The sequence below is a fragment of the Pseudomonas azadiae genome (assembly GCF_019145355.1).
Lineage (GTDB): Bacteria > Pseudomonadota > Gammaproteobacteria > Pseudomonadales > Pseudomonadaceae > Aquipseudomonas > Aquipseudomonas azadiae.
In genome coordinates, this window is sequence record NZ_JAHSTY010000002.1 from 1,052,265 (window position 1) to 1,066,695 (window position 14,431).

Below are 14,431 nucleotides of genomic sequence, written 5' to 3' on the forward strand. Positions count from 1 at the left end.
CAACTGGCGTGCAGTGTGGAAAGGTATGTCTATTGGATTTGCCATCGTTCCTTGACTCCGCTTCCGTTTGGCGAGTTCCAGTGTAATGGCCTTTTGATAGGCAGGCTATTGCAGTTCACTCAGGGCTATGGCCGCCTTGAACGGACGTTAATTGCGACCCTTTGAAGCGCTACGGATTTCGAAGAAACCTCCAAGCCTCAACGTAGGCCTGTTGTTAGGCCATTGCTGAACAGTCTGCTTTTGGCCGATAGTGGACACTCGCGACCGACATCCATCGGCCAAAAATGGACAGCGCCCAGGTCGAATGCTGGTTGACCTCACCTGTGGAGCCACTTGCCGAAATGTTTGCGCACTGCCTCGTGATCGAACTTGTCCTCTCCGCGCCAGCATGCAGCCGCTTCCGACCAGTCGCTTCTGCTGTGAATGGGCCGTTCGAAAGACGCTGGCTTGAGCACGTCTAAGTGTGCAAGGACGTCGATAATCACCCGCCGCTCGTTCTTTGAAGACTTCACTACGGCTGTCAGCCGTTTTTCCAATGTGCCGGCGTGGTCGCCAGGTTGGCTTAGGTCGATGATCCCAAGGATTGCCTGGAGAATTGCTACATCCTCTTCCTTCGGATCGGGGATGTCAGCACGCAACAGTTCTTGGAGGTCGAACCATGTATAGATCAACTTGCCGTGGCGGACGCCGCCCCATTTTATGCGCTCGAAATTGAGGACATTGAGGTTCACATCTGTGTATTGATCGTCACCGACCGTGAGGCCGGGCACCACATCGCGACAAACAGCGCACGTATAAATTGTGGCGGTGACCGTACCGTCTGGAAGGTAGCTGTGACCACAAACAGCCGGCGCGTAATGATGAAGAGCCATCTGGCAGGCAAGATGATATGAAGCCACGCCAGACCGCCAATCCAGTCTTCTTGTGGAAAGGCTGGCTACAAATGCGCGGGCGGCCTTGGCTGCGGGGATTCGCTTGACCATGTCCAATACCTCGCCCACGCACTGGTCGTGGCCGATGCTCGCGGGTTCAAACATCAAGCCCTGAGCTTTTGCATAGGCGAAGTCCTGAGGTTCCGTCTTCGGGGCAGGAAGCCAGCCATTGCTACCCCAGTATGTTTTAAAAAGTATGTTCTTAGCCTTCTTGTCCATGTGTACTCCACTTTTTCCAGTGGTGCGATTGTTTCGCTCCGTAACCAAGAGGATCGAGCGACGCCTGCTTGAGGGGGGCGTATACAGCCCCTCACCGCAGTCAGCAATCCGCCAATTTCTGCCTGCCGCGAGCGTCCGCTTTGGGTCGATAGCGGTCAGCCAACTTGTCTCAAAAGGGATCGAGCCTTGCGTCGATGCCAGCCTGCTTAGCCAGCGCGATCAGGTTTGTGACGCAATCTTGCTCAATGATGCAACCCACATAATCGGCACCGCCTGTATCCACATGCAGAAAGCGCTTCCCGAACCCGGTCAGCCATTGATCGAAATCGATCAGCACTTGCATCAGTGATGTCGTCTCTTCCAGCTTGTAGGCATAAACCTGGTCAATACCGCTGGCTTCAACCAGTTTCAGTGCCAGGTACTTGAAATCATCGAAGCCGTGCACGTCCACGGCCATGAGAACCAGATTATTGAGTAACTGGCCTTCCTCAGCGTCCAAAAGCCCACTGACCAACGCGGTGACCGGGTCTTCACCTAGGTTGTAATAGCGCGACACCCTTCTCACGAGACGCGCACGTTCCTTTTCAGGCAGCCGCGCCAACAGGGCCTGGGTGAACGTTTTCAGTTGCGCACCGAATGGATAAAGCTCACGCATAATCGCGGCATCGCTCAACCGTGGTTCATCGGGTGGGGGTTGTGTGAAGCGATCACCGAACAATCGACTGAACAAGCCCATCGCCGTTTATTCTCCTTGGTGGGTGAAGCCTCTGGCGCGAAGCTTACCCCAGCGGTTCGATGACGGCGAATAGGGTCAGGGTTGATATCTACTCAGACTACGTGTGGCAGCAATCGACCCCAAGCTGACTGTGGCGATAGGTGGAAGTCGGCCCTGAACAGACATTCAAGAGGGGACATCATTGGGCTAGCTATGAAGCACCTCATAGGTCAATCCAGCCTCAAAATATGAAGCTCTCCATTCGGGAGATCCTGAATGTGGCTCGCACAGCAAGCGAACGATACATCCAGCCTCACCCATCGAAATCGCTTCCACCTCCGCGATATCTCCAGGAGCCGCCTCCCGGGAGTTCAGCCAATCAGAGAGCACTACTTTTGTTTGGTCAACCTCGATCAGCTTTATGATATTGCCTTTGGAAAGTGTCATCACGTCTCGCCTAAACTTGTGCCGGTATCTGGTTTGTAAACGCGTTTGGAGATTTGCGGAAGGGCTGCTTCTGGCCGATAGATGCCGGTGTCGCGCTTCTGCGTATCTCCGAATAGATATCTAACGGATTGATCTGTCTCAGGATAAAGTGGCGTGTCAAATGATCAGGGAATGCACATGTCAAAAATGATTCAGCGCTTGAACATTAATGAACAGATCTCTTACCTGAAGGTAGGTATAGAGCTAGGTATTTTTAGCGTATCGGACGCTGCCCAATGGGCAGATGATCAAATCGCTACACAAGAAGACCCTGCCTACGAGCTGATAGAGCTTTCACTCATGAGTGACTCGAACCGGTACGAGATTGCAGATCAGTTGGTTCGAATTGGGGCGCCCTCGTTAAACCCCGCTGAGGTCTTGCCGTGTCTGCTCGCCAAGGCACATAAGAGGCTCCTCAACGAACCAGATTTTGGACGGATTTTAGCGGAGGGGCTGTACCGATCTTGGTCAGCCTCAATCTACGACTTCCCAGAAATCTTGAGTCCATGCGGTTACTTCGACGATGCCTATTCATTGGCTGAGAACGGGGTATATGGGACGACCGATCAGATAACGCGCGAGCTACTTGAGTTCACCTCTCGATTCAAGAATTGCGCTGAGCTTTTTAGCGCCTAAATGACAGATGTGGGAGAAGGCTAGCAGCTGCGAGAGGCCGCTTTCGACCCAAAGCGGACATTTGACAAAAAGTAAGCGGTAACGAATTTTTCACTGTGGCTCCAATTCTGACCATAAACAACTGCGCCCAATGCCGGCCATTAACGTACCGTAGTCTTCAAAATTACTGGCACTCACCTCATCCTGGCTAGTCCACGTTGCTTCACACTCTTCGCACACCCACAGCAAAATATTTGTGGAGCGCACCCGCATTGCTCGAACGTAACCTTGGCTGCACCTTTGGCACTCAATCAGCATACAAATAATCTCTGACAGGACTTCGATGTAGTCTAATCCTATCGGCTGCTTCTGGCCGATAGCTGTCAGTCGTTCCATAGGCAGCACGCCGTCGTGAACTGTGCCGGAATGCGTATGAAGCCAGTGCTTTTCTTCCGTGCTGTGCTGATTATTGAGCGGGCAGTATTGGACAGGGGAGGGTGGGTTAAGGTTTATCCAAGCGCGGCCATCTGCATGTAAAACCAGGCGGGTCAGTCACGGGATTCCCCTTGTCTGTTCGTACTTGCGCCTTCAATTGTCCGACGTTGATCCGGGGCGTACTTTCCACCATTGGCGCGGTTGAGCTGCAGACGCTTGGAACGACCCGCTATGCCTGTAAGTCTACCTGTGTCTACTCACGGGTAAGGTACAGTGCAATGGATAAGACAATCACCGTCGATCAACTGGCGACCACTGACCTGAGATCAATCAACGAGATATGGCTCGGCGGGACTCATACCCAGCTATGCCTATGGCGTGGCGAACAGGTCTTCACCCACGAGATGATGAGCGAGGGCACCCACGATCAGAATGTCAGACGTCTTTGCGTGAAGGTGGTCAACCCTGGCGATCACGCTGCTGTGGCCAACGTTGAGTTGATGGTGCGCGAACGGCTGGAAAAGATGGGGAAGGAAGGCGAGTTTTATCCGGCTGAGGAGACGGACACTCATCGATAGCACCCAGCAGCTCTGGTAAAAAATAGGGTCTCGGCTAGTCGTGAGTGCCTCAGTACGCCATTTGAGCATGTGTTGCGATTTCCGCTTTATGGGCAAATTGCACTAGCTCTGTGCTTTGGCGCTCCTGTACTGTTCGTTCCACCAGATGACAAGTTCAGCATGTTGCTCGTGAGTGATCCATGCGAAATTTGTTTTGTCCGCCGGGTCGCCCCCAAAGACTAAGGGCTTCGTATACCACTTGATCTTGCCAGCGAAACGCTCGTCCGGCTCAAGGGAAATCTGCTGGGGAAGGGCAAACGGCGCGGCATAGGACGCATCGAGTGGCAGCGTCGGAATGGTAAACATTACTCCGGAAGAGTTGATGACGATAAAGTCGTCCCATCCTCTTAGACCTAATAGCGTGTACCCCGGAAGATGATGATCAAATCCTTAGGCATTCATGGCAGCTAAGCTTTCATCCTCCGTGAAGATGATGAAATAGTCGTCGTTTTGCCAACCTTCGTTCATGAGGGGATGACTCACTTTTGGCAGATAGGGAGGTACTCGGAGTGCTACCAGCGTCTCGTGGCCGACAGAGAGCAACGGTTGCTTGCAGTCGGATGATTGTCTGATCACAGAAGGGCTGCATTGTTTTGGTACAGGCGCAAATCACTGGGAGCGTAGACGTTGCCATTCATTCCAGCAGTCCTCCGCGACGATGTCTGGATAACCACGATCTTCTTCCATTGCCAAGGCTGCGCTAAAAGGCAAAGCGATGCAGGTGGATCTGTCTCGGATTTCACACACCTCAATCTCGGTAAGCGGCTGGCCCTTTTTATCCTCGGCGGCTTGCAGCACTGCCGCCAGAGCCGGCACAAAGACTAGACATAACGGATCTGTAGTCATCAGTTTCTTCCCTGAGTCGATTAGAAATCGCATGGTAGGCCAGTTTCGGATGTCAACATTACCTCGAAGTGCGAACGTCAAAGTTAGCGTAGCGCGCTGCTATGTGGTGGCAGGAAGACTTATTGTCGCTTGGCGGCAGACCTTCAATGATGATCCTGAAACGCTTAGGATTACTCACTCAATTCAGTACCAAAATGGAGCAGGCCACGGTTTATGGATATCGAATTTCGCGGTAACGGCAAGCGTGATAATCCGTCTGTAGGTACATGCGATGAGTACGGCGTGAGCGGGATTACCAGCTTTGACGATCTGACCGAAGCTCGTCGTAAGATTGCTGAGGCGCATCCAGGCTTTAAACCTCTGTTCTCGCTCGATGATCTGCACCAAGCCCGCTACACCTCGGGGCATGCGCGCAATAATTTAGGGATGGACGATGCATCGGAGCAGGACATAGCGGGTTTACCTCCAGAGTGCTTTGAGAATGGTGAATACATAGGCTATCCGACTACGAAAGCGGAGTTCGCAATCCGTCTTCGCAATTTCATGACCATGGTTGCAGCCACGTCTTTCGAGGATGCTTGTACTCATGGTTTGACGCTAGATCAGCAGGCCCTCCAGGAGTGGATCGGTTACCAGAACAACCCTATCTCTCTTCTAGAGCAGCCTCTTTCAGCGCTCCTGGTACCCGTTCAGCAGTCCTGCCAGGCACTCGCGGCTTTTCCGAATGGCTATTTCACTTCGGATCTGGATCCCGCGAAAAACTTTGCCGTTGCGCGTCATTTTTCAGAAGCGCATGGCTATGAGTTGATGGGCGTAGGTGCTTCTTACATCGGCTTCATTCGTGCTGAACCGCCTGATACATCACTTGCTAACGTCGTAGCCAAAGACTTCTGTGCGCTCTATAACACTAGCGATGAAAACCTACAGGGACGTGTTTCCAAAGTTGCGCAGGCGATCTCCGGTCGGACGCATCTTTGGCTCCGTTACGTGGAGTGAGCTTCGTCGCATCCAAAGTTCGGCTGAATAGTTAACAAAGCTTGTGAGAGGTCTGGAGCTTTTTGCCGCCTCGTAGGAGGGCAGTATCCACACATCCACTACAATCAGGCACATGATTGGCGCTGCTCGTTTTCCGCTACGTAACGTCAATTTCGTCTGATAGCTGTCGATATGGAGAGCAGCCGTCCCAAGCTCTGAACAAGTTTAAGCCTGCCCAATTCCCGCTGTTTACAATTGCCTGCTGACAAAAAGGATTCTGTACATGCTTTTTTCCCTGCTCGACAAATTCTTCAATCGACCGCTAACTGATGAAGCATTTGCCAAAAAATTTATGGATTCGACTCGTAAAGCTGGCTTCAGCGAGAATCTGAATTTTGAGAAGAACGAGTTCCGCATCCGCCATGGGGATGGATCGTACTTCAATCTCCATAATGCCTTTCGCGACTATCAAAATGCAGACAAAGCACAGAAATCCGCCGTTCTGACCGGATACGTATCGACGCTGTTAGAGGCGGGTAGAAAAACCGAGACTGTGTTTGATAATGTCAAAGCACAGCTGCGTCCGGTGATTCGCAACCTTGCCATGCTTGAAGAAATTCGACTGGAACACGCCCGTAAAAATGGCGACAAGCAGTACGATTATGTTTCACAGCCTTTGGGCCGAGACTGCGTTATTCTGCTTGCTGTCGATTCGCCCGAGTCCACTGCCACCCTTACCAATGGCCCCGAAGCACATTGGGGTGTGACGATGGAAGAGGCGGTAAAGATCTCCATCGAGAACCTGCGTGATACGACAAACGAAGCCTTCGGGGAGATTATTCCAGGCCTATACGCTGGGGAGTGGGCGGATGGGTACGACACCAGCAGGGTGTTGTTGCCAGATGTCCTTCAGCGCGTGCCAGTTAAAGGTCGGCCAGTGTTCATGGTGCCCAGTCGAGACGTCCTGATGGTCACTGGAGACAAGGACGAACAGGGAATTCGTCAGATGGTAGAGCTTGCTTTCCAGGCTCTTGAAAGGGGGCGTGCTGTCTCTACCGATATTTACACCTACGAAGGTCGCGATATCATACCGTTTAACTGTGATGATGAAGGGGTCAGCAGTCGGTTGGTTACACTGGAGCATTTGCTGCTGCAGAGTAATTATGCCAATCAGAAAGAGTTGCTCGACAAGCTCAATCTGGAAAAGGGCATCGACATCTTCGTCGCCTCCTACAACCTCTTCCAAATGGCTGACCAACCAAACCAGACGGTATCGATGAGCGCCTGGACAAAAGGTGTGCTGACGCTGTTGCCCAAGACAGATCGCGTCGCGTTGGTTGAACCTGTTGAGGGTGGGGAAGCGACAGTCAAAACCGTCTCCTGGAGTGAACTTGAATCCGAGCTTGGCGATCTGCTGGCTACAGAAGCGGGCTATCCACGTCGTTATCGGACACTGGGATTTCCTTCGGTTGAGCAGCTTAATCGCCTGACTACCTTGTGATCAGTGCTCTACTACTCTGGCGCACTGCAATGGAGGTATCGCTGAGCTGGCAAAGCAGCAGTCGCAATTTATCATTACGATACACTCCCCATTTTGATTGCTTATCCTGGTGGGAAAATTTGGGAGTTTACCGATGTGGGGTGGTGGCTTCTCTAGCGCTACTGAGTCGGGCCGCAAGATCTGACTGACTTACTTCAGTTGGCGAGCCGCTGTGCGCGGGCAGGCTGTGGCGAACCGAGCTCCCGCGTCCCGCCGTATCTCGGCCCTGCGGGCGTCCATCCTTCACGCCTTCGGCTGTGCCAGCCTGCGCGCTCCGCTTGCGTCGGCTACTCAGCGCTTTTCGACGTTCTGTACCCGAGCAGTTTATAGAATCTAAACATTGATACTTCTGCTTCATTCAAGTGTCTATTCTATTGTGACTTGACAGTACCAATTGCTTAGGAAGCTCCCATGTCCAAACTCGCAGAATTTCGCCAGCTTGAAAAACATCTCGCCGAACAGCTTCAAGCGCTTGAGGCCCTGAAGGGCGACGCTGGTCTTAAGAAAGAAATTGAATTCGAAACGAAGCTGCGCGATTTGCTCGCAAAATACAGCTACAGCTTAAAAGACGTGATCAACCTGCTTGATCCGCAAGCCGGTCGACGCGCTCCTGTAGCGGCGCCGAAAGCGGGCACGCGCAAGGCCCGCCAGGTGAAAGTCTATAAGAACCCGCATACCGGCGAGGTCATCGAAACGAAGGGCGGCAATCACAAAGGTTTGAAAGAGTGGAAAAGTGAGCACGGCGCAGCGACTGTAGAGTCTTGGCTCGCGAAGTAATCTCTATTGATAGAAAAGGGCCCTTAATGGCCCTTTTTTGGCTCAACCTTTTTGTGCGCCGGCAGCGCTCCGAACAGTAACGAACCTCCTCCAAGCATCGCGTCCATTTCTTCCTCCAAGTGAAAGGAAGGCGCACGTAAGGCATGTGTTTACCGGAAGCTCGCTCTTTTTCACACCCGCACCCATGTTGATGATGGTCAGCAGGTCACTTCGATAAGAAGTATCCGGTGGTGCGCAGTTGAAGGCTGTAAACCCAGATCCCAAAAACCAAAGCGTACTCCTTGAACATCGGAAGCGTGAGCAGGTGGACTATAGAACCGCTACCCATTCGGCTAAGGGAAAATGTTACACCTAACGCCAAGGCAAGAATGAAGCAAAGCGAACTACTCTTTTTCCTGGCTAATAGCATCAAGCCGCCAACGAACATCAGCAGCGCTACCACGCAGATATTGAGAAACACCGAGATAGAAATATCACCAAAGCGAGTTTGCTCGAAACCTTCCTCCACCACCCAGACGCCAGCTTGAAGCAGGACGATGAAACAGTAGAAGACGGTCATGAAGACGGGGGCTGGACGAGTGTTGTACCAAGGCTGAGGCATATTCGCTTCCATAGTGATGAGCTCCTGGGGAGATTGCAGTCACGGATTATAAGATGGTGGCTAGGGACGACACCATCGAAGTAGCTGTGCCCATTAGCTCCCTGCGAGTCGCCGCAGCCCCATTAGGACTGGTGTGCTGCGATGGAGATGGAATCAAACACCGTAACGTTTGTTCCCCCCAGAAGTGATGCAGTACCGACCGCCTCTAGGCCCGATACAGACGTTTCCGGAAGAACAAGGGCAAGAGGATCCGTAGCTCGGCGTTTGCCGAGGAATAGGCTGAGGAGCAGGTCTCGCCTGACGCACTGGTTCCTGTTTGGAGACCGCGTAGCAATTCGCCCCGTCACAGAGGCTTTTAGATGATATCCATTTAGCAGGCTGGCCATCCACGCTGATGCGAACCCAATCATTTTTCTTTTCGAAGACTTGAACCCTGTCGCCACGTTTCAAGGTCGAGATGACTTTTCCTCCAGGCTGGTTCCGCAGGTTCAACCTATCCGCATTTACAAACTGATCGACTGGTACGCTCTGTACTGGCTGGGTCGCTGGTAGCGGAGCAGAAATTAAGGCGTTCGGCGTGGGCTGCTTGTTGGGCGGAACCTTAGCGGGAGGCGTGTCTTTCTTGCTTATTGCCCAAAAGACCACGAAGAGAATTACAAGCGGGACTAACCATGACTGGGATTTTTTGCGCATATCCATTGCCCTCGTACAGTTCGCACCAAGCTGCTGGTTGCGTGCCGGTATTCACTGCAAGCTTAGCCAAGCCTCCACTTTCTGCAGCCTGCCAACCTGGAAGAGCTCCGGCTTTGCCACGTCGAGTACCTTAAGGAGTTGTTGTTTCTCTGATGGGGATGGAAACCACTCGTCAACCTCGAGATTGCAGTTAGCAGACTCACTCAATGCCCACCGCACGATCATGTCGGCGGCGGCTCGATAGTGATCCGCCATGTGTAACTGTCGACCTTCTACAGACCAGCCAGGCTTCGCCATTTGCTCAGTGACATCGATGATGCCCAGGTCGCTAAAGAAGGCGGTGGTGTCAGGATAGTGAATACCAGCAAGAGACACCTTGACGACTCCAGCCTCCCGGTCAAAGTACGACAGGAAATGCCACCCCCCAGTGGTGGTTTCAGGGCGCGGAAAATTTATCGCAGCTTTGCCGGTTATGTAGTGCTCGAGTGAGACCCGTTTGAGATCAAAGTCAAATAGCGGCTGGATCATGGAAGCTTTTTGAGTCGGGCTAGACCTTGCTTTATATGACCAGCGTTCTCACCGATTGTGTAAAGTGCGCCACGGACGTTGTCGCCTACTTCCGCATGTCCCTGCGCTTCCACCTGGAGGGTTAGCTCCATCAGGGCGGCCTAAAGGGCGAGTTGGTTCTCGTACATCCTTTCCAGGACGTCTGACAATGAGTATTCGTTAGGCATAGATCGACCTCTCTCTTCGGATAAGGCCAGCGTAGCCGCTTAGCAGCACCCGTGTTTAGATGATCTCGATCTCGTCAGCTTTCAACCATCCAGCGTCAATAACGCGTTGCTTTGCCACTTCAGGCTGAGGCGTATACACCACGATTGCGAGACTCTGCTCGGCACGACTGCACGTTACATACAGTAGTCGGCGGGTGCGGGCCAGTGAGTCGTCATTACCCTCTCGCTGATTTTTTAGGTCGTTCGCTGATGGCGGTTGCACCCCGAGAAGTTTTTCATAACTGAATAGAAATCCCCCAGCTTCCTCATCATTCAATATCACCATGACCCTAGGAAACTCCAAGCCCTTGACGCCTTGGTGGGTGTCAAAGGGGGACAGACCCTGGGTGTAACCGGCGAAGGCAGCCATCTCAGAGAAACGGCGTCCTAGCACCACCTGATACGCATAAATTTCGAGCGTTTCTCGGTCGATTGATTCGGGCGGTTCATCATTTGTAACTCCTAGCAGTTGTGCGGCAAGCAGGCGGTCGGGAACGTTCAAAAGGCCGGTGCTCAAGATCACGTGAACCACATCAGTGATGAGGGGATCATTCTCCTCAAATAGAGCGAGGAGCTCCTGGGTGGCATTACTGACTTGTTCCATCAAAGCAAGCTGGTCGGGAGCTTCCTTCATGTGACGCGGATCAAGGAGAGGTGAGCGCATCCGGACGGCCTCCATTAGGCTGAAGCTATCCTGCTGCGCCGACGCCAAAATGGGCATCACGTCGCCCATGAAGAGTTTCAAGGTAGGAAGGCTGCCGTCTAACAGTCCGGTTCGGAGGTGCTCAGCGGCGTGGAGGGGGGTAAATACTCCCTCGAACCCCATACGGCGTCCGGCCATCTTGTGCTCAAGAATGAGTGTCTTTCTCCCTGACTGACCCACTGCCCACTGCGCGTCTTGAGTAAATGCGGCCATGCGGTGAGCGATTTCCTCCTCCAGCTCAAAGCCTCGGCCAGCCACTTGGCGGGTGCAGAACATGCGTACTGCGCCTTCAACGGCGCCCTCTTTAGGGATCTGCCAATGATCGTCAGCGCTGGCTCGCATAGTGTTGATCAAATCGATCACCCTCGTCGGGCATCGCCGATTGATCTTTTTCTCCGGTTTCGCCCAGTGTTCTGGAATAGCCCGTTCCAGATTTGCTTTGCCGTCGGAGTAGATCCGCTGCATGGTATCGCCCAGTAGTCCTAGGCAGAACCTATCGGGGATCTGTTGTTGAACGCTCAAGAACGCTTCCATCAGCGGGCCATAAGTGTCTTGGCTTTCGTCGATTAGAAGTACCGGATGTAGGTCGGTCATGACATCTCGCAGCGGCTGCTGCTGTATGAACGCTGCGGCCATCTGAATGACTTCGCTGTGGTTCAGCGCTTGGCGTCCCCTGTTTTCGCCTGTAGGGCTGTACGTAAATGTAGTTACCTGTTCGAGTTCCTCGAGCCGGCGGATTTTTCTGGCTCGGCTCGCTCTGTTGGTTTGGGTTGTCTTGTTTTCGCCTTTGGAACGATCCAGCTGTCTCTGCAGTGCAGCTATATCCTCGCCCAGCTTGACGCGCAGCCACTCGCGGATGTCATCGTTGAAGCCTTGGATCATCCGCCAAGCAAAAGCATGGATGGTCGAAACGATAACTAGAGGATCATGCTCCAGGCGACGTAAGATCTCGTCACACGCCGCATTGGTGTAAGTGATGATCGCAATCTGCCGGCCTTCAAAAATGAGTCTCTCGCGTTCTCGTTCCTTGAAGCTGCGTACTGCTTCTACGAGTGAATACGTCTTCCCAGAGCCTGCGCCGGCATATAGGAAAAAACTGGTCGGTCGATCAAGGTTCAAGCAGGTCTGTATGATTTGATCGGCATCGAGGGCCACATCAGGCTCTGCTCTTTGAACTATTTCGGATAGGCCGTCGTTCGTCGTGCTCACGCCGTCACCTCCGTGATGGCTGTAGGAACGACTAACAGTTCGCGCTGCTTGCGCTCCAGCTTGGACTGAAGCCAAGTCAGTCCCTCCCGGATGTATTCAGGGATGGTGAGTTCGGCAAAGCCTGGATCGCCTAGAACCTGTAGCGCGAACTCGGCTTTGTCACCGTCTCGAAGAGACTCAAATAAAAGACTGGCAAGGTTGTTCGAACTCTCTGCTCCGTTCAGGGCCCGAGCAAACGCACGCATCAAACCTCGCCTTGCCTGCTTGGCTGAAAAGTGTGAGGCATTGCTAAGCACCAAGCTGTCTTCGAAGGTGTTTGGCAGCATCTCGACCTGTTCACCGGTCAGTGGCAGGTGGATATTGATCGGCGTTTGGTAAGCAATTCTGATCGCGAAAAGCTGATCGATCTGCTGGGTTTTCAGGTCATCCGCCAAAGCGAGCAATGCGTCCACGCTGTGGGGCAGGCCACCTGCTTTTGTCCAATGACGTAGCGTCGGGTTGTTCGTCTGTTGACCCGCATCTCGCTGGACTGGTTGAGCAGATCTCAGGCTGCCAGCATCCAGGTCGGTGATGACCAACGTTACGATCCCTAATGCGTCGATCAGGGGGAGCAGCCGATGTGCATGGCTGCCACCGATGTCTAAAATGGTGATGTAGCACTGGTCAAGGAAAGGGAAATGCTTTCGAAGAAAGTGCGGAAGCATCATGCGCTCGGCGGCGCCTTCAACAAGGATTACGGCATCGGCAAAAAACAAATCGGCGTGCTGTGCCCGAAGATACCGTGTGACGAAATCTTTGGTCTGGGGCTTTTTACCGAATACGGTGGAGAGGTTTGATACCGTTGAAACCGGCACCTGTACGCCGTCCATGCCGGCAGGTAGACGCCGGAAGTACCGCAGGTTCTGATACTCAACTTCATGAGCGACATGGCTGGAGTGCGTGCTCACCATCAGTTGGCTTTTCAAGTTTGGGAAACGCTCAAGCAAAGGGTCTCTGCAGAGCACATGGTAGGCATGCTTCACGAACACCTGTTGAACTTGTACATGAAGGTGAGCTTCCGGCTCCTCAATTAGCACCAGGTGAATGGGCTCAACTCCAGCGGCGCTCTGCTCGTCAGCAGTTCTGAATTTTTTTAGCCACTCATCTCGAAACGCCATGAGCCGGAAAATCATCGAAATGAGATTTTGATATCCCAGACCGTTGGACGTCTCCGGCAGCCGAAGGGGAGGAGCGCCAGGTGCGCCACCTATGGAGTCGAGCTCAAACAGGACGGCTGCTTCGTGATTCATCCCGTCGGTGGGCGCGAGTCTGGTCGCGACACGAATACTCGGATCGCTGTTGTTGGGATATCCCAACCCGGCGACTTCCTTCAGCGCTGGTTCGAAGCTGGTGCTTAATCGGGTATCGAAAGCCACTTGTGCTGCTTCGATAGCTCTGAGCGCACCTAAATCCGAAATATCTGGACTATCTCCTGGATCAAGGTGACGGTTGTAGTAGGCACGAAGCTGTTCCGAAAGCTTTCTACCACCAGATTGCTTGCCATCGTCATGCCCCTCGTCAGCACTGTCACCGAACCCACGCTGAGCATTGATCTCATGTACACGGATGAGATTGATTAGTGGATTGCGCTCCAATGCCACTGAAGTTGCCGAGAGTGATTGCCGATTGGCAGAGCGAGTTCTCGAATCTGGGTCTTGAAGCTGGGCGGGATCCAGGCGATACCAGCGCACCTTGAACATCTTGCCCAGACGTCGATTGAGGTAGTCGTGCAGGCTTTGAGGCCAAAGAGGTAAATGTGGTGGATCCTCGCCTTCGGCAGCCAGTCTCTGAATCTCGGTCTTCAGTATCTCTACCCGTTCTCTCTGCTTGCGGTAGTCCACATAGAGGTCTTCCATGTCCTCCGGCTCGAGCCGGAACCGCATCCCGACCAAACCACCGCGCCAAGCAAAGTTAGGTATTAGATCTCGGATGTGATGCAGCTCGCCTTGCTCCGCCGATATCCAGATATCCAGCGTCGGCAACCACTCTGCCCAGTCATTGGCCGATGGGATAGCGCCTGCAGCCTCCCAGGCCTGCCCAATCGCCTCTATGGTAACCACATGAGAAAGTGTCAGATCCTGAAGGCGAAACGCGGAGGCTTTGGATACCAGAAATCTTCGCAGAGTCAGCATGGCGGAAGATTTGCCGCTGTTATTAGCCCCGACTAATAGGGTTGTCTCGGCTGCTAAGTCGATTCGAACAGACAGGAGCTTGCGGAAGTTCGCAATCTCCAGATGCTGGATGTGCATAAGCTCT

General features: G+C 53.1%; 15 protein-coding genes and 2 pseudogenes. 5 read left to right on the forward strand and 12 right to left on the reverse strand.

Translation table 11 applies throughout. The annotated features are described in order from the left end of the window. Positions 1 to 317: 317 nt before the first annotated feature. The 3 genes from KVG91_RS21225 to KVG91_RS21235 all read right to left on the reverse strand — a co-directional run bounded on the left by KVG91_RS21225 (position 318) and on the right by KVG91_RS21235 (position 2,313). Positions 318 to 1,151: a hypothetical protein gene (locus KVG91_RS21225; protein ID WP_169374452.1), complete on the reverse strand. Its 834-nt coding sequence runs from the start codon at positions 1,149 to 1,151 to the stop codon at positions 318 to 320. Between the two features lie 169 nt (positions 1,152 to 1,320). Beyond that, positions 1,321 to 1,887, reverse strand: coding sequence for a DUF6630 family protein (locus KVG91_RS28230; protein ID WP_256664813.1), 567 nt, complete (start codon positions 1,885 to 1,887; stop codon positions 1,321 to 1,323). A gap of 186 nt (positions 1,888 to 2,073) precedes the next feature. Further along, entirely contained in the window at positions 2,074 to 2,313 is a 240-nt protein-coding gene (locus KVG91_RS21235) for a hypothetical protein (protein WP_169374451.1), read from the reverse strand. 177 nt (positions 2,314 to 2,490) lie between these two features. Between KVG91_RS21235 and KVG91_RS21240 the strand changes: the two genes are divergently transcribed. Then, positions 2,491 to 2,988 (forward strand): hypothetical protein, encoded by a 498-nt coding sequence (locus tag KVG91_RS21240; RefSeq protein ID WP_169374450.1) that lies wholly within the window; start codon positions 2,491 to 2,493, stop codon positions 2,986 to 2,988. A gap of 692 nt (positions 2,989 to 3,680) precedes the next feature. After that, the gene (locus KVG91_RS21245) at positions 3,681 to 3,980 is read left to right on the forward strand and encodes a hypothetical protein (protein WP_056789366.1); all 300 of its coding nucleotides are present in this window, start codon (positions 3,681 to 3,683) and stop codon (positions 3,978 to 3,980) included. Positions 3,981 to 4,082: 102 nt separating this feature from the next. On the opposite strand, the gene KVG91_RS27640 is transcribed toward KVG91_RS21245, so the two are convergent. Next, positions 4,083 to 4,325, reverse strand: a complete 243-nt coding sequence (locus KVG91_RS27640; protein WP_225927032.1) for a hypothetical protein — start codon at positions 4,323 to 4,325, stop codon at positions 4,083 to 4,085. Positions 4,326 to 4,628: 303 nt separating this feature from the next. Further along, positions 4,629 to 4,865 (reverse strand): hypothetical protein, encoded by a 237-nt coding sequence (locus KVG91_RS21255; RefSeq protein ID WP_094774137.1) that lies wholly within the window; start codon positions 4,863 to 4,865, stop codon positions 4,629 to 4,631. A 213-nt stretch (positions 4,866 to 5,078) separates the two neighbouring features. Between KVG91_RS21255 and KVG91_RS21260 the strand changes: the two genes are divergently transcribed. The 3 genes from KVG91_RS21260 (at position 5,079) to KVG91_RS21270 (ending at position 8,157) form a co-directional block, all read left to right on the forward strand. Next, complete coding sequence (locus KVG91_RS21260) at positions 5,079 to 5,861, forward strand: DUF4253 domain-containing protein (protein ID WP_128876414.1); 783 nt, start codon at positions 5,079 to 5,081, stop codon at positions 5,859 to 5,861. A 262-nt stretch (positions 5,862 to 6,123) separates the two neighbouring features. Continuing rightward, a complete protein-coding gene (locus tag KVG91_RS21265; protein WP_056859365.1) occupies positions 6,124 to 7,341 on the forward strand; it encodes a DUF1444 family protein in 1,218 nt (405 codons plus the stop codon). A 450-nt stretch (positions 7,342 to 7,791) separates the two neighbouring features. Further along, complete coding sequence (locus KVG91_RS21270) at positions 7,792 to 8,157, forward strand: histone-like nucleoid-structuring protein, MvaT/MvaU family (protein ID WP_169378891.1); 366 nt, start codon at positions 7,792 to 7,794, stop codon at positions 8,155 to 8,157. A gap of 49 nt (positions 8,158 to 8,206) precedes the next feature. Here KVG91_RS21270 and KVG91_RS27645 read toward each other — a convergent pair. The 7 genes and pseudogenes from KVG91_RS27645 to KVG91_RS21300 all read right to left on the reverse strand — a co-directional run. Beyond that, positions 8,207 to 8,331, reverse strand: a pseudogene (locus KVG91_RS27645) (DUF2256 domain-containing protein); the annotation flags it as partial. A gap of 31 nt (positions 8,332 to 8,362) precedes the next feature. Next, on the reverse strand, positions 8,363 to 8,758 hold the full coding sequence (locus KVG91_RS21280) for a hypothetical protein (RefSeq protein ID WP_056789427.1): 396 nt from the start codon (positions 8,756 to 8,758) through the stop codon (positions 8,363 to 8,365). A gap of 153 nt (positions 8,759 to 8,911) precedes the next feature. Next, positions 8,912 to 9,457, reverse strand: coding sequence for an SH3 domain-containing protein (locus KVG91_RS21285; RefSeq protein ID WP_169378892.1), 546 nt, complete (start codon positions 9,455 to 9,457; stop codon positions 8,912 to 8,914). Between the two features lie 45 nt (positions 9,458 to 9,502). Further along, positions 9,503 to 9,979 (reverse strand): hypothetical protein, encoded by a 477-nt coding sequence (locus KVG91_RS21290; RefSeq protein ID WP_169378893.1) that lies wholly within the window; start codon positions 9,977 to 9,979, stop codon positions 9,503 to 9,505. Continuing rightward, positions 9,976 to 10,185: pseudogene (locus KVG91_RS27650) on the reverse strand (hypothetical protein). The gene KVG91_RS21290 and the pseudogene KVG91_RS27650 overlap by 4 nt, the downstream one beginning before the upstream one ends. Positions 10,186 to 10,240: 55 nt before the next feature. Continuing rightward, complete coding sequence (locus tag KVG91_RS21295; protein WP_169378894.1) at positions 10,241 to 12,136, reverse strand: UvrD-helicase domain-containing protein; 1,896 nt, start codon at positions 12,134 to 12,136, stop codon at positions 10,241 to 10,243. Then, positions 12,133 to 14,424 carry an AAA family ATPase gene (locus tag KVG91_RS21300; protein WP_169378925.1) on the reverse strand — a complete coding sequence of 764 codons (2,292 nt, stop codon included), beginning with the start codon at positions 14,422 to 14,424 and terminating at the stop codon, positions 12,133 to 12,135. Before KVG91_RS21300 ends, KVG91_RS21295 begins: the two co-directional genes overlap by 4 nt. Between the last annotated feature and the right edge of the window lie 7 nt (positions 14,425 to 14,431).

Bases quoted from the DNA above. Each gene is read 5' to 3' on its own strand.
- KVG91_RS28230 (WP_256664813.1), bottom strand. From the start codon at position 1,887: ATGGGCTTGTTCAGTCGATTGTTCGGTGATCGCTTCACACAACCCCCA.
- KVG91_RS21300 (WP_169378925.1), bottom strand. From the start codon at position 14,424: ATGCACATCCAGCATCTGGAGATTGCGAACTTCCGCAAGCTCCTGTCT.
- KVG91_RS21285 (WP_169378892.1), bottom strand. From the start codon at position 9,457: ATGGATATGCGCAAAAAATCCCAGTCATGGTTAGTCCCGCTTGTAATT.
- KVG91_RS21245 (WP_056789366.1), top strand. From the start codon at position 3,681: ATGGATAAGACAATCACCGTCGATCAACTGGCGACCACTGACCTGAGA.
- KVG91_RS21265 (WP_056859365.1), top strand. From the start codon at position 6,124: ATGCTTTTTTCCCTGCTCGACAAATTCTTCAATCGACCGCTAACTGAT.
- KVG91_RS21255 (WP_094774137.1), bottom strand. From the start codon at position 4,865: ATGACTACAGATCCGTTATGTCTAGTCTTTGTGCCGGCTCTGGCGGCA.
- KVG91_RS21240 (WP_169374450.1), top strand. From the start codon at position 2,491: ATGTCAAAAATGATTCAGCGCTTGAACATTAATGAACAGATCTCTTAC.
- KVG91_RS21235 (WP_169374451.1), bottom strand. From the start codon at position 2,313: ATGACACTTTCCAAAGGCAATATCATAAAGCTGATCGAGGTTGACCAA.
- KVG91_RS21270 (WP_169378891.1), top strand. From the start codon at position 7,792: ATGTCCAAACTCGCAGAATTTCGCCAGCTTGAAAAACATCTCGCCGAA.
- KVG91_RS21290 (WP_169378893.1), bottom strand. From the start codon at position 9,979: ATGATCCAGCCGCTATTTGACTTTGATCTCAAACGGGTCTCACTCGAG.
- KVG91_RS21280 (WP_056789427.1), bottom strand. From the start codon at position 8,758: ATGCCTCAGCCTTGGTACAACACTCGTCCAGCCCCCGTCTTCATGACC.
- KVG91_RS27640 (WP_225927032.1), bottom strand. From the start codon at position 4,325: ATGTTTACCATTCCGACGCTGCCACTCGATGCGTCCTATGCCGCGCCG.
- KVG91_RS21260 (WP_128876414.1), top strand. From the start codon at position 5,079: ATGGATATCGAATTTCGCGGTAACGGCAAGCGTGATAATCCGTCTGTA.
- KVG91_RS21225 (WP_169374452.1), bottom strand. From the start codon at position 1,151: ATGGACAAGAAGGCTAAGAACATACTTTTTAAAACATACTGGGGTAGC.